The sequence below is a fragment of the Acidovorax sp. Leaf78 genome (assembly GCF_001422735.1).
Lineage (GTDB): Bacteria > Pseudomonadota > Gammaproteobacteria > Burkholderiales > Burkholderiaceae_C > Acidovorax.
Window position 1 is genome coordinate 133,993 of the sequence record NZ_LMLZ01000022.1, and the last position, 12,891, is coordinate 146,883.

13 protein-coding genes are annotated in these 12,891 nt (G+C 67.5%); 6 read left to right on the forward strand and 7 right to left on the reverse strand.

Annotation, left to right across the window (positions count from 1 at the left end; translation table 11 throughout):
* Window positions 1–213 precede the first annotated feature (213 nt).
* The 5 genes from ASF16_RS19230 to ASF16_RS19250 form a co-directional block, all read right to left on the reverse strand.
* Entirely contained in the window at window positions 214–1,236 is a 1,023-nt protein-coding gene (locus tag ASF16_RS19230; protein ID WP_056171703.1) for a tripartite tricarboxylate transporter substrate-binding protein, read from the reverse strand.
* Window positions 1,237–1,445: 209 nt separating this feature from the next.
* A complete protein-coding gene (locus ASF16_RS19235; protein WP_056171161.1) occupies window positions 1,446–2,897 on the reverse strand; it encodes a sensor histidine kinase in 1,452 nt (483 codons plus the stop codon).
* A 205-nt stretch (window positions 2,898–3,102) separates the two neighbouring features.
* Window positions 3,103–3,777: a response regulator transcription factor gene (locus ASF16_RS19240; RefSeq protein WP_056171164.1), complete on the reverse strand. Its 675-nt coding sequence runs from the start codon at window positions 3,775–3,777 to the stop codon at window positions 3,103–3,105.
* Window positions 3,778–3,958: 181 nt separating this feature from the next.
* Window positions 3,959–4,906 (reverse strand): N-formylglutamate amidohydrolase, encoded by a 948-nt coding sequence (locus tag ASF16_RS19245; protein ID WP_056171167.1) that lies wholly within the window; start codon window positions 4,904–4,906, stop codon window positions 3,959–3,961.
* Between the two features lie 178 nt (window positions 4,907–5,084).
* Complete coding sequence (locus ASF16_RS19250; protein WP_056171169.1) at window positions 5,085–6,050, reverse strand: tripartite tricarboxylate transporter substrate binding protein BugE; 966 nt, start codon at window positions 6,048–6,050, stop codon at window positions 5,085–5,087.
* Between the two features lie 107 nt (window positions 6,051–6,157).
* Here ASF16_RS19250 and ASF16_RS19255 point away from each other — a divergent pair, with 107 nt between their 5' ends.
* The 3 genes from ASF16_RS19255 to ASF16_RS19265 all read left to right on the forward strand — a co-directional run bounded on the left by ASF16_RS19255 (window position 6,158) and on the right by ASF16_RS19265 (window position 7,962).
* A complete protein-coding gene (locus ASF16_RS19255; RefSeq protein WP_056171172.1) occupies window positions 6,158–7,135 on the forward strand; it encodes a LysR substrate-binding domain-containing protein in 978 nt (325 codons plus the stop codon).
* 69 nt (window positions 7,136–7,204) lie between these two features.
* The gene (locus ASF16_RS19260) at window positions 7,205–7,426 is read left to right on the forward strand and encodes a helix-turn-helix domain-containing protein (protein ID WP_056171174.1); all 222 of its coding nucleotides are present in this window, start codon (window positions 7,205–7,207) and stop codon (window positions 7,424–7,426) included.
* Between the two features lie 20 nt (window positions 7,427–7,446).
* Window positions 7,447–7,962: a Clp protease N-terminal domain-containing protein gene (locus ASF16_RS19265; RefSeq protein ID WP_056171176.1), complete on the forward strand. Its 516-nt coding sequence runs from the start codon at window positions 7,447–7,449 to the stop codon at window positions 7,960–7,962.
* 145 nt (window positions 7,963–8,107) lie between these two features.
* On the opposite strand, the gene ASF16_RS19270 is transcribed toward ASF16_RS19265, so the two are convergent.
* A complete protein-coding gene (locus ASF16_RS19270; protein WP_056171179.1) occupies window positions 8,108–8,653 on the reverse strand; it encodes a MarR family winged helix-turn-helix transcriptional regulator in 546 nt (181 codons plus the stop codon).
* Window positions 8,654–8,795: 142 nt separating this feature from the next.
* Here ASF16_RS19270 and recA point away from each other — a divergent pair, with 142 nt between their 5' ends.
* Together recA and recX are read left to right on the forward strand one after the other, a co-directional pair.
* Window positions 8,796–9,869, forward strand: coding sequence for a recombinase RecA (gene recA, locus ASF16_RS19275; RefSeq protein ID WP_056171183.1), 1,074 nt, complete (start codon window positions 8,796–8,798; stop codon window positions 9,867–9,869).
* A gap of 106 nt (window positions 9,870–9,975) precedes the next feature.
* A complete protein-coding gene (gene recX / locus ASF16_RS19280) occupies window positions 9,976–10,437 on the forward strand; it encodes a recombination regulator RecX (RefSeq protein ID WP_056171185.1) in 462 nt (153 codons plus the stop codon).
* A gap of 152 nt (window positions 10,438–10,589) precedes the next feature.
* On the opposite strand, the gene argC is transcribed toward recX, so the two are convergent.
* Window positions 10,590–11,522 carry an N-acetyl-gamma-glutamyl-phosphate reductase gene (argC, locus tag ASF16_RS19285; protein ID WP_056171188.1) on the reverse strand — a complete coding sequence of 311 codons (933 nt, stop codon included), beginning with the start codon at window positions 11,520–11,522 and terminating at the stop codon, window positions 10,590–10,592.
* Window positions 11,523–11,728: 206 nt separating this feature from the next.
* Between argC and sucC the strand changes: the two genes are divergently transcribed.
* Window positions 11,729–12,889 (forward strand): ADP-forming succinate--CoA ligase subunit beta, encoded by a 1,161-nt coding sequence (sucC, locus tag ASF16_RS19290; protein WP_056171190.1) that lies wholly within the window; start codon window positions 11,729–11,731, stop codon window positions 12,887–12,889.
* The last annotated feature ends 2 nt before the right edge of the window (window positions 12,890–12,891 follow it).

Genomic DNA, 12,891 nt, shown 5'->3' on the forward strand with positions numbered 1-12,891 from the left:
CTATAAAAAATATAGCTCTTAGCGCTTGCCCAACCAGCGGTAGAGGCTCAAAGCATTCAGATCCTTGAGGCTACGCGCCTTTGCCGGATGCATCGGGGTTGTGCAGAGACAGACCGCGGCGCGCTGCAATCCACCGACTTGGCACCCCAGGCAAACACCGCAGGCGATGCGTTGCCTGCCTGCCTGCGGCGGTGGACGCGGCAGCCCCCCTCTTCAATCCAGCGTGATCCGCGCAAACCGGCTCACGCGGCGCATCTTCTCCACCTCCTTGCGGATCTGCGCGGCAAACTCGTCGGGCAGGCTGCCGGATGCGAACAGGCCCTGCTCGGCCAGGCGCGCCAGCACGCCGGGGTCTTTGAGCACGGCGGCCACGCCATCGCGCAGCCGGCGCGCCGCGGCGGTCGGCATGCCGGCGGGGGCCACCAGGCCGAACCATGACGGGTCGTTGTTGGAGAACAGGCTCAGCTCGGCGTAGGTGGGCACCTGGGGCAGCACGGCCAGGCGCTGGTTCCACGACACGGCCAGCGCCCGCAGGCGGCCCGCCTGGATGTGCGGCAGCGACGACGCCACCTGGTCGAAGTACACCGGCACTCGGCCCGCCAGCACCTCGGCCAGCGCGGCCGTGGCGCCGGCCTGGGGCAGGTGGGTCATGCGCACATTGGCGCTGCTCTTGAGCAGCTCGCCCCACATGTGCCCGATGGTGCCGTTGCCCGGCGATGCATAAGCCAGCTGGCCGGGCCGTGCCTTCAGGTGCTGCACGAACTGCGCAAAGTCGCGCACCGGCAGGCCGGGGTGCACCACCAGCACGCCCGGGGCCTTGACGATCTCGGTGATGGGGGTGAAGCCGTCGAGCGCGTTGTACGGCAGCTGTTTGTAGACCGCGGGGTTCACGCCATGCGTGGACAGCGTGGCCACGCCCAGTGTGGTGCCGTCGGGTGCGGCAGCGGCCACCTCGGCCATGCAGGTGGCGCCGCCCGCGCCGGGGCGGTTCTCCACCACCACCGGCACGCCCAGCCACTGCGACAGCGGCCCCGCCAGCACGCGCGCGGTGATGTCGGTGGCGCCGCCTCCGGCAAAGGGCACCAGCAGCCGCACTGGCTGGCTGGGCCGGGCCTGCGGTGCGCTTCCGGCCGAAGCCGGCTGTCCCTGCCCGTAGGCAAGCCCCTGGAGTGGGCCGCCCAGGCAGGCTGCGGCGGTGGAGATCAGCAGCTTGCGCCGGCTGGTAGTGGTGGGCATCGTGGGGTCCTCGCCTCGCGGCATGTGCTGCGGCCCATTCTGGGCAGGCGATGCCGCGCTGGCTAACGATGTTTGGGCCTCATTACATTCCGCGGTGGAATGTGCGGCTACGGGGCTGGGTGTGCGGCGGATGGGCGCGATGCAGTGCGATGCAAAGCGCTGCAGTGATGTCCCGTTCAGTTGACAGTCAACGGGCGCCGGGCACGCCGTCAGCCCCCCGCCACCGCGTCCCGCGCCGCAAACCGCACGCTGAAGCACGCGCCGGGCGGGTGGTGGCCGGGGCGCGCGTCTTCCAGCGTGACCTCGGCGCCGTGCTTGCGCGCGATCTCCAGCACGATGGGCAGGCCCAGGCCCGAGCCGTCGGCCTCGCTGCCCAGGGCGCGGTAGAACGGCTGGAACACCAGTTCGCGCTCGGCCTCGGGAACGCCGGGGCCGGAGTCTTCGACCTGCAGCAGCAGCACGTGGCCGAAGGTGTCGGCCAGCACGCGGGCGGTGACCACGCCGGGCTTGGCGGGCGTGGACGGCGTGTAGTTGATGGCGTTGTCGAGCAGGTTGCGCACCAGCTCTTTCAGCAGCGTGGGATTGCCATCCAGCAGCACGCCGGGCGAGCCGGGCTCGGCGCCGTCGTAGCCCAGGTCGATGCGCTTGTCGAGCGCGCGGGGCACCGAGTCGCGCACCACCTCGATCACGAGCCGCGCCAGGTCGCAGGGCTGGCGCGCAATCCCCACGCCGCTGCCCTCGGCACGCGCCAGGGCCAGCAGTTGGTTGACGGTGTGCGTGGCGCGGATGCTGGAGCGCCCGATCTGCTGCAGCGAGCGCTTGAGCTCTTCGGTGCTGGTGCCCTCGCGCTGGGCCAAGTCGGCCTGCATGCGCAGGCCTGCAAGGGGGGTCTTGAGCTGGTGCGCCGCGTCGGCCAGAAAGCGCTTTTGCGTGGCCAGCGAGTCGTTCAGGCGCTGCAGCAGGTCGTTCACCGACGAGACCAGCGGCGCGACTTCGAGCGGCACGGTGCGGTCGTCCAGCGGCGACAGGTCGTCGGGGTTGCGTGCGCGGATGCGCTGCTCCAGCTGGTTGAGCGGCTGGATGCCGCGCGCCAGCGCCAGCCACACCAGCAGCACCGCCAGCGGCAGGATGACGAACTGCGGCAGCATCACACCCTTGATGATTTCGGTGGCAAGCACGCTGCGCTTTTCCCGCGTCTCGGCCACCTGCACCAGGGCCAGGGGCGTGCCTTCGAGCGGCAGGCGCACCCAGATGTAGGCCACGCGGATCTCGATGCCGCGCATCTCGGCATCGCGCAGGCGCACCTCGCCGGATTGGGGGACTTCGTCGCCCGCCGGCTCGGGCAGCTCGCGCTCGCCCGACAGGAACTCGCCGCCCGGAGCGATGACCTGGTAGTAGACGATGTCGGAGTCGTCGGCCCGCAAAATCTCGCTGGCGGGCTGCGGCAGGTTGAACTGCACCTTGCCGCCGGACACCGACACCAGTTGGGCCAGCGCATGGGCGTTGTATTCGAGCGCCCGGTCGAACGGCTTGTTGGCCAGGCCCTGGGCCACGAGCCAGGTCAGCGCCAGGCTGACGGGCCACAGCAGCAGCAGCGGCGTGAGCATCCAGTCGAGGATCTCGCCGAAGAGGGAGCGCTGCTCTCGCTGGAAGATTTTCAAGGTTTCAAGCCTTTTGGGCCGCTACCGCTTGTCCATCAAGCGCCAGCAGCTATCATTTTTATTGCAAATAACTCAGACGTCACACTAGCACCGCTGCCGTCAAAACTGGCGTGCTCCAGGCCAGTGCACCCGTGGAACTGGCTCCGCCAGGCCACCGGGTGCGTCCCCCTGCGGGGGAAGGCGCGCAGCGACTCAGGGGGGTTTCCTATCCCGGGATTTTCTCAAGGCAGTAGCCCAGGCCGCGCACCGTGGCAATGCGGATGGGCCCCCCTTCGATCTTCTTGCGCAGGCGGTGGATGTAGACCTCGATGGCGTTGTTGCTGACCTCTTCGCCCCATTCGCACAGGCGCTCCACCAGTTGCTCCTTGCTCACCAGCCGGCCGGCGCGCTGCAGCAGCACCTCCAGCAGGCCCAGCTCGCGGGCAGACAGCTCGATCATCTTGCCGTCGATGGTGGCCACGCGGCCGGCCTGGTCGTACACCAAGGGGCCGTGCTTGATGGCGCTGCTGGTGCCGCCCATGCCACGGCGCGTGAGGGCCCGCACGCGGGCTTCGAGCTCCTGCAGCGAAAACGGCTTGGCCATGTAATCGTCGGCCCCGAAGTCCAGGCCCTTCACGCGCTCTTCCACGCTGTCGGCGGCGGTGAGGATGAGCACCGGCAGCGCCGAGCCCCGGCTGCGCAGCTTCTTGAGCACTTCCAGGCCGTGCAGCTTGGGCAGGCCCAGGTCGAGGATGAGCAGGTCGAATTCGTTGTTGGTGAGCAGGGCCGCGTCGGCCTCGGTGCCGCTGGCCACGTGGTCCACCACGGCGCCCGATCCCCGCAGCGTGCGCAGCAGCCCGTCGGCGAGCACCTGGTCGTCTTCGGCAATGAGGATGCGCATGCGGGTGTCTCCTGGTGGATGGCTACGGTCTGGCGCCGCGCCTGCTGCCGATTCTAGGCGGCGCGGGCGCAGCCGCAGGCGCAAACCGGAGCCCCCCTGCCGACCCATCCATCGCCCACCGCTGGGCAGGCGCAGGCCGTGCGGTGCAGAGCCTGCTTGGTCTGCGGGGCGGGTGCCGCCGTCAGCGCGGGTCGTGCGCCAGCAGCTTGTGCACCAGGGTCTGCAGGTCGGCCTGCAGCCGTGCCATGCCCTCGGGGTGCTGGGCGAGCGTGCGCTCGTCCATGTAGAGCTTGCGGTTGATCTCGACCTGGATGCTGTGGCGGTTCTGCGCGGGATTGCCGTAGCGGCGCACCAGCTCCACGCCCTTGTAGGGGTGGTTGTATTCCACGCTGTAGCCGCACGCGCGCAGGTGGTCGCAGATCAGTGCGGACAGCGCCGGGCTGGCGGTGGTGCCGTCGCGGTCGCCGACCACGAAATCGGCATGCTCCAGGCCCGGGAACTCGGTCGCAAAGCGGCCGGCCACGGCGGGCATCGAGTGGCAGTTGAGGTGGATGCTGTAGCCGTGCCGCGCATGGGCGGCCTGGATGGCCTGCGCCACGGCGGCGTGGTAGGGGCGCCAGCAGCGCTCGATGCGCGCGCGCACTTCATCGACGGTGAGCAGGCGCTTGTAGATGGGCTCGCCCTCGTCGGTGAACTTCCACACCAGGCCCTTGCCCAGGCGCACCTTGCTGAGCACCTGCGGGTCGGTGGAGATGGGGTCGGTCCATGCGCCGTCGAGCAGCGACGTGTCGAGCTCGGTGGTGTCGCGGTTGGCGTCGAGGTAGATGCGCGGAAAGTGCGCTTCGACCCAGGCCACGCCCAGGGCGGGGGCAAAGGCGTAGATCTTCTCGACGTGCGTGTCCTCGGCACGGCGCAGCGTGGGCAGGTCGCACGCCGAGCCGAAGTCGGCCGGGTACTGGGTGCCGCTGTGCGGTGAGTCGAGCACCAGCGGCGTGCTGCCGGGCACGGCGGTCACCATGGCGGCAGCGGTAGCTGCGGCGGGAGCGGGCGATGGGTGCCCGGGCGAACCGGTCAGCCCGGGCTGGGCCTGCTGGAATCGGTGGTGGATGAGTTTCAAGGCTGCATGCATAGGCAGAGTGTGCGCAAATGGGGGCGGCTGGCCTAGCCTCCCAGACCGGAATAGGGCCATGGTTATCCCTCAGGCGCCATGGCATCCGGCTAACGGCCGGGCAGGGACAGCACCCTGCCCAGGTGGGGGCCTTGCACCTGCGGAACAAGGCCACCCGGGGGTATCAGTTCAGGGCGAGTCAGTCCAGCGCGATCTTGGCGTATGCGGCCACGCGCTTCATCTTGTCGATCTCGCGGCCGATCTGCGCGGTGAAGTCCTTGGACGTGGTGCCCGAGGGGTACAGCCCCTGGCCGGCCAGGCGCTCGCGCACTGCGGGCTCCTTCAGCGCCTGGGCGACGGCCTGCTGAATGCGTTCGACCGCGGCGGGCGGCGTGCCGGCAGGGGCCACCAGGCCGAACCACGAGGGTTCGTTGGCCTGCTTGAAGCCCAGCTCGGCGTAGGTGGGCACGTCGGGCAGCACGTCCAGGCGCTCGGGCCACGACACGGCCAGGGCCTTGAGCTTGCCGGATTTGATGTGCGGCAGCGACGAGGCCACCTGGTCGAAGTACACCGCCACCTGGCCGGCCAGCACGTCGTTGACGGCCGGGCCTGCACCACGGTAGGGGATGTGCACCATGGCGGTGCCGGTGCTGCTCTTGAACAGCTCGCCCCACATGTGGCCGATGGTGCCGTTGCCGGGGGTGGCGTACGAGATCTTGCCGGGGTTGGCCTTGAGGTACTTGACCAGGTCGGCAAAGTCCTTGACGGGCAGCACCGTGGGGTTGATCACGATCACGCCCGGGGCCTTCACGATCTCGGTCACGCCCACGAAGTCCTTGATGGGGTTGTAGGGCAGCTTGCTGAAGACCGCCGGGTTCACGCCGTGGGTGGACAGGGTCGCCACGCCGATGGTGAGGCCGTCGGCCGGGGCGCGCGCCACTTCGGACATGCCGATGGAGCCGCCCGCGCCGCCACGGTTGTCCAGCACCACGGGCTGCTTGAGGATGCGGGCCAGCGACTCCTGCAGGCTGCGGGCCGTGATGTCGGTGGCGCCCCCGGGCGGGAAGGGCACGACGATGCGCAGGGGCTTGCCCTCTTGCGCCATAGACATTCCAGGAACGAAAGATACGGCAGCCAGAGCGGACAGCAGGTGACGGCGTTGCATGTGGGTTTCTCCTATGAAGAATCTGAAGGTTAAATGAACTGGTGGGCACTACCAAGCAATGGATATGCCTGATAACATTCCTGAATGGAATGATGTGAGAACTTACGATGTCCTCCCTGCGCCGCCTTTCACCGCCCCTGCACCTGCTGCGGGCGTTTTCGACCGTCACGCGGTTCGGCGGGGTCTCGCGCGCCGCCGAGGCGCTGCACCTCACGCAGAGCGCGGTGAGCAAGCAGATCAAGGAGCTGGAGGGCTGGGTGGGCGTGGCGCTGTTCGAGCGCAACCGCAAGCGCCTGTCGCTGACCCCCGCGGGCGAGCGCTACGAGAAAGCCGTGCGCGCGGTGCTGGCGCAGCTGGAGGCCGCCACGCTGGAGCTGATCACCAGCGATGACGGCGGCGGTGCGCTGCACCTGTCCAGCCTGCCCACGTTCGGGGCCAAGTGGCTCATTCCGCGCCTGCCGCAGTTCCAGCAGCAGCACCCGCAGGTCACGCTGCACTTCGTGCCCTATGTGCACAGCTACGACTTCGAGCGGCCCGAGCTCGACTGCTCCATCCTGTTCGGTGAAGGCCACTGGCCCGGCGCGCATGCCCACTACCTGACCGGCAACGACGTCGCGCTGATCGCCCCGCGCACCCGCGTGGCCGACTGGCCGCTCAACAGCCCCCGCGACGTGGCGCAGCACACGCTGCTGCGCCACGTGACGGTGCCCGATGCCTGGCTGCGCTGGAGCGAGACGCATCAGGTGGCGGGCCTCATCGACCCGCTGGCGGGGCCGCAGTTCGACCAGTTCCAGACCATGATCCGCGCGGTGATGGCGGGCATGGGGCTGGCGCTGGTGCCGCGCTGCCTGGTGCAGGACGAGATCACCGCCGGGCTGGTGCGCGAGCCCCTGGCCGACGAGCCTTTGCGCGGCGGCTACCTGAGCGACATGGGCTACTGGTTCTGCTACCCCGAAGGCCGCACGCAGCTGCATGCACTGCAGTGCTTTCTGCAGTGGCTGCTGGTGTGCGCCGAGCCCCTGGGTGCGATACCCGGCGTGCCAGCAGCGCAAAGCGCGGCGTCAACCCCTCCGCCATCCTCCTGACCAGGGCAGTCACCCATCCCATCGTCAACACTTGTTGACTAACCAACAACCGTCAACTACAGTTGACGAATGCCCAGGCCACCCGCACTTCCGTCCCCCGACAACCCCGAAGCCGCTCTGGCCGCCGTGGTGGCCCTGCGCCTGATGGCCGACCGGCTTGAAACCGCTGCGGTGGCATCAGCCCTGGAGCAAGGCTGGTCGTGGGCCCAGATTGCGCAGGCGCTGGGCGTGAGCAAGCAGGCCGCGCACAAGCGCCTGGCAGGTGTGGTCGGCCGCCCCCCATCTCCCTGAATCAAGGAGCCGTGACCCCTATGTTTCAACAAATTCGCGACCGTTTTGAGAGCATGCGCACGCTGCGGCAGCTGTGCACCGGCGCCGAGAACCATGCCCGCACCCAGGGTCAGAGCGCGCCCGGCGCCGAGCACTTCCTGCTGGCGGCGCTCGACCTGCCGGACGGCTCGGCGCGCCGCGCTTTCGAGCGCGTGGGCGCAGACCCCGCAGCCGTGCCGGGCGCCATCGAGCAGCAGTACCGCGACGCACTGCAAGGCCTGGGGCTGGACGCACCGTTGCCCGGCGCCACCGCCACCAGCGCAGACAGACCCAGCCTCTACCAGGCCCAGCCCTCAGGCCAGGAGCTGATGCAGGCCCTGGCCCGGTCGCGCAAATCGCAGTCCGGCCCGCTGCGCGGCGCGCATGTGGTGGCGCTGGTGGCCGACATGCCGCTGGGCGTGGCAGCACGCACACTGCGGGCGCTGCAGCTGGATGCCATGCAACTGGGGGTGGCTGCGCGGGCCGAGGCGCAGGTCGCGGGCAGCAAGGCTTCGTAGCGACGCTGGGAGCTGACACCAGATGGCTGCGCCCCATGGGACGCGGCTTGCTCGCGGCGCTGAAACATGGGTCCTGTCCCTGTTGCAGGCCTTTGCTGGCCTTTGCTGGCCTCGCTAGTCGTGCTGGCCTCTTCCGCCGGTTGATCTACTCGCGACGGCCTGCGCCCAACCACTCCGCATCACCACTCGCATAGGCTTCCAGGCCGATGGCCACCACCGTGGCCACGTCGTTGCCCACCTCGGCGCGGAACTCCGCCTCCGCCTGCGCCACCGCGTCGCGAAAGGCCTGCACCCAGGCCAGCCCGGTAGCGGTAAAGCACACGCGCCGGGCACGGGCGTCCAGCGGGTCGGCCTGGCGGGTGACCAGGCCCCAGGCCTCGCACTGGTCCACCAGGTTGGCCATGGCCTGCTTGGTCATGCCGGCACGCTGGGCCAGGTCGGTCAGCCGGTCGCCCGAGAGCGCCAGATGGCGGGTGATGTGCACATGCGCGGCCGTCACCTGGTCGCGTGCCGCCAGGTTGGACAGCGCCAGCGGCACCTCCACATTGCGCGCCATGAGTTGCAGCACCCGTGCATCGAAGCGGCGCATCGCATGGCCCAGCAGACGGCCCAGGTGGGTCTGGCGCCAGCCGTCGTCCACACGGGGCGAGGAGGTGTGCTGCGGGGTGCTGGGCGGGGTACTTTCGGCCATGAGATATTGTCAGGCAAACTGACTAAATACCGTTAGGAAATGACCAAACAGGTCGCATAAACTACTGTTCAAGCATCCAGCCTGTGGTTAACCGCAGAAAGGATGAAAGCATCCAACCTGTTGTTTTTCCTAGGAGTTTCTCATGGACGTCGCAGTCAAAGGCACCAACCCCGCAAACACTGAAAAAGCCAAGGCGCTGGCCGCCGCGCTCGCCCAGATCGAGAAACAGTTCGGCAAGGGCACCATCATGCGCCTGGGCGAAGGCGAGGTGATCGAAGACATCCAGGTGGTGTCCACCGGCTCGCTGGGCCTGGACGTGGCCCTGGGCGTGGGCGGCCTGCCCCGCGGCCGGGTGGTCGAGATCTACGGCCCGGAATCGTCGGGCAAGACCACGCTCACGCTGCAGGTCATCTCCGAGATGCAAAAGCAGGGCGGCACCTGCGCCTTCGTCGACGCCGAGCACGCGCTGGACATCCAGTACGCCCAGAAGCTGGGTGTGCACGTGCCCGACCTGCTCATCAGCCAGCCTGATACCGGCGAGCAGGCCCTGGAAATCGTGGACAGCCTGGTGCGCTCGGGCGCCGTGGACCTGATCGTCATCGACTCGGTCGCGGCCCTCACGCCCAAGGCCGAAATCGAAGGCGAAATGGGCGACTCGCTGCCCGGCCTGCAGGCCCGCCTGATGAGCCAGGCGCTGCGCAAGCTCACGGCCACGATCAAGAAGACCAATTGCATGGTCATCTTCATCAACCAGATCCGCATGAAGATCGGCGTGATGTTCGGCAGCCCCGAAACCACCACCGGCGGCAATGCGCTCAAGTTCTATGCCTCCGTGCGCCTGGATATCCGCCGCACCGGCACCATCAAGAAGGGTGACGAAGCCATCGGCAACGAAACCAAGGTCAAGGTGGTCAAGAACAAGGTGAGCCCGCCCTTCAAGACGGCCGAGTTCGACATCCTCTTCGGCGAGGGCATCAGCCGCGAAGGCGAGATCATCGACATGGGCGTGACGGCCAAGATCGTGGAGAAGTCGGGCGCCTGGTATGCCTACAAGGGCGAGAAGATCGGCCAGGGCCGCGACAACGCCCGCGAGTTCCTGCGCGAAAACCCCGACCTCGCCCGCGAGATCGAGAACAAGGTGCGCGAAGACCTGGGCGTGGCATTGCTGGCCGCCTCGGTGCCCAGAGCCTCGGCCGCCACCGCCGCCGAAGAGTGAGAGTGAGCGAGTTCAGCCAGAGCGCCACTTATCGATAGAAATAGCCCGCTACCGCTTGATTGACAAGCGGTAGCTGCTATGAATTTGATACTGACGACCATCCGCCATGGGCTTTGCCACTTTGTCGCTCAAGGGCCGGGCACTGCGGCTGCTGAGCCAGCGCGAGCACTCCCGCGCTGAACTGCAGCGCAAGCTGGCACCCCATGTGCAGGAGGGCGAGGACCTGACCGCCCTGCTGGACGACCTTGAAGCCCGCGATTTCATCAGCGAAACCCGGGTGGTGGAATCGGTGCTCCACCAGCGCGCCAGCCGCCTGGGCGGCAACCGCATTCGCCAGGAACTGCAGGCCAAGGGAATCGACCCCGACGCGGTGCAGCAAGCGCTGACCCGGCTGAAGGACACCGAATGGGCCCGCGCGCATGCCGTGTGGCAGCGCAAGTTCGGGGCCGTGGCCGAAGACCCGCAACAGCGCGCAAAGCAAGTGCGCTTTTTGGTGACGCGCGGGTTCTCCAGCGAAATCACCTGGCGCGTAGTGCGGGGTGAAGCGCCCGAATCTGAAGAGTCTTAGAAAGCGTGCACCTGGCGTGCAGGAGCGGTGTTGCAGACCAGCACCGCAACGTGCCCTGCGCCTTCTGCGGCCAGGATCTTGCGACTGCGGGCCTCTGCGGAATTCCCTGAATCCCCGCGCGCCCCGGGATCGCCCAAATGGCCTGAACCGGCTCAGAGCCCCAGCATCAACTTGAGGTTTTGCACCGCAGCACCGCTGGCGCCCTTGCCCAGGTTGTCCAGGCGGGCGATCAGCACGGCGTGGCGGTGCTCTTCATTGGCGAACACCCGCAGTTCCAGCTTGTTGGTGTCGTTGAGCGCGGTGGCATCGAGCTTGCCGTCCGCGGTGGGCGGCAGCACGCTGACCCACTGCTCGGGCGTGTTGCTTTTGGCGTAGTGGGCGGCCAGTGCGTCGTGCAGGTCGGCGGCCTTGGGCGCACCCGGCAGCAGGTCGAGGTGCAGGGGCAGCTGCACCAGCATGCCCTGGCGGAAGTTGCCCACCGACGGCACGAAGATCGGCCGGCGCGTGAGGCCGGTGTAGCGCATGATTTCGGGCAGGTGCTTGTGCTGCAGCGTGAGCGCATAGGTCTCGAACAGCGGCGCGGTGCCCGCCTCGTACGCCTCGATCATGGTGCGGCCGCCGCCCGAATAGCCGCTGACCGACGGCAGGGCCAGGGGGAAGTCCTGGGGCACCAGGCCGGCGTCGACCAGCGGGCGCAGCAGCGCAATGGCGCCGGTGGCGTAGCAGCCGGGGTTGGACACGCGGTCGGCCGCGGCCACGGCCTCGGGCTGCCCTGCCGCCAGTTCCGGAAAACCGAACACCCAGCCCGGCGCCGTGCGGTGCGCGGTGCTCGCGTCGATGATCTTGATCGCGCGGCCGGTGCTCTGCGTGATGCCGTCGACCATGGCCACCGTCTCGCGGGCGGCGTCGTCGTGCAGGCACAGCACCACCAGGTCCACGCCAGCGATCAGGTCGCGCTTGGCAGCCGGGTCCTTGCGCAGCTCGGGCGCAATGCTGACCAGCTCGACCTGCGGCATGGCCTGCAGCCGCTCACGGATCTGCAAGCCCGTGGTGCCGGCTTCGCCATCGATAAAGACTCTGGACATGGAGTGACTCCTGCAAGAAAGCAGCCGCTGGGCCGCCGAAGAAAACAAGGGTGGTTGCCCGTGGCGAAGCCATGGGGGCCGTCAGGTCTGCACAAGGATGGTGCGTCGCAACATGATACAGTCGCCGGTTGCCATGTCCCAAGCCCGCGGCCAGACAACTGTTCATGGTAAACGGGTAACTATCACCCTTCCCTGAGAGAGACCTCATGAAGATTCACGAATACCAAGGCAAGGAAATCTTGCGCAATTTTGGTGTGCCCGTTCCGCGTGGCATTCCCGCATTCACGGTGCAAGAAGCCGTCGAAGCAGCCCAGAAGCTCGGCGGCCCTGTGTGGGTCGTGAAGGCCCAGATCCACGCCGGTGGCCGTGGCAAGGGCGGCGGCGTGAAGGTTGCCAAGACCATTGACGACGTCAAACGCATCTCGGGCGAAATCCTGGGCATGCAGCTCAAGACGCACCAGACCGGCCCCGAAGGCCAGAAGGTCCGCCGCTTGTACATCGAAGACGGCGCCGACATCAAGAACGAACTGTATGTGTCCCTGGTCACCGACCGCGGAACGCAGAAGGTTGCCCTGATCGCGTCGAGCGAAGGCGGCATGGACATCGAGGAAGTGGCCCACTCCACCCCCGAGAAGATCATCACCGAGATGATCGACCCCATCGTGGGCATCACCACCGAGCAAAGCAAGAAGGTCGCAGCCGCCATCGGCCTGACCGGTGCTTCCGTCGACCAGGCCGTAGACATCTTCGCCAAGATCTACAAGTGCTACATGGAAACCGACGCGTCGCTGGTGGAAATCAACCCGCTGAACTGCGACTCCAAGGGCAATCTGATGGCCCTGGACGCGAAGTTCAACTTCGACGCTAACGCGCTGTTCCGCCACCCTGAAATCGTGGCCTTCCGCGATCTGGACGAAGAAGATCCAGCCGAAGTGGAAGCCTCCAAGTTCGACCTAGCCTACATCAGCCTGGACGGCAACATCGGCTGCCTGGTGAACGGCGCCGGCCTGGCCATGGCCACCATGGACACCATCAAGCTGTTCGGCGGCGAGCCGGCCAACTTCCTGGACGTGGGCGGCGGTGCCACCCCCGAGAAGGTCACCGAAGCCTTCAAGATCATGCTCAAGAACCCCAAGGTCGAAGGCATTCTGGTCAACATCTTCGGCGGCATCATGAAGTGCGACACCATCGCCACCGGCGTGATCACTGCCTGCAAGGCCGTGAACCTGAACGTGCCGCTGGTCGTGCGCATGAAGGGCACGAACGAAGAGCTGGGCAAGAAGATGCTGGCCGAGTCCGGCCTGCCCATCATCGCCGCAGACACCATGGCCGAAGCTGCGACCAAGATCGTTGCTGCCGTCAAGTAAGC

Coding starts and splice junctions, on each gene's coding strand:
- ASF16_RS19230 (WP_056171703.1), bottom strand. CDS start 1,236: ATGCCCACCACTACCAGCCGGCGCAAGCTGCTGATCTCCACCGCCGCA.
- ASF16_RS19240 (WP_056171164.1), bottom strand. CDS start 3,777: ATGCGCATCCTCATTGCCGAAGACGACCAGGTGCTCGCCGACGGGCTG.
- ASF16_RS19245 (WP_056171167.1), bottom strand. CDS start 4,906: ATGCATGCAGCCTTGAAACTCATCCACCACCGATTCCAGCAGGCCCAG.
- ASF16_RS19250 (WP_056171169.1), bottom strand. CDS start 6,050: ATGCAACGCCGTCACCTGCTGTCCGCTCTGGCTGCCGTATCTTTCGTT.
- ASF16_RS19255 (WP_056171172.1), top strand. CDS start 6,158: ATGTCCTCCCTGCGCCGCCTTTCACCGCCCCTGCACCTGCTGCGGGCG.
- ASF16_RS19260 (WP_056171174.1), top strand. CDS start 7,205: ATGCCCAGGCCACCCGCACTTCCGTCCCCCGACAACCCCGAAGCCGCT.
- ASF16_RS19265 (WP_056171176.1), top strand. CDS start 7,447: ATGTTTCAACAAATTCGCGACCGTTTTGAGAGCATGCGCACGCTGCGG.
- ASF16_RS19270 (WP_056171179.1), bottom strand. CDS start 8,653: ATGGCCGAAAGTACCCCGCCCAGCACCCCGCAGCACACCTCCTCGCCC.
- recA (WP_056171183.1), top strand. CDS start 8,796: ATGGACGTCGCAGTCAAAGGCACCAACCCCGCAAACACTGAAAAAGCC.
- recX (WP_056171185.1), top strand. CDS start 9,976: ATGGGCTTTGCCACTTTGTCGCTCAAGGGCCGGGCACTGCGGCTGCTG.
- argC (WP_056171188.1), bottom strand. CDS start 11,522: ATGTCCAGAGTCTTTATCGATGGCGAAGCCGGCACCACGGGCTTGCAG.
- sucC (WP_056171190.1), top strand. CDS start 11,729: ATGAAGATTCACGAATACCAAGGCAAGGAAATCTTGCGCAATTTTGGT.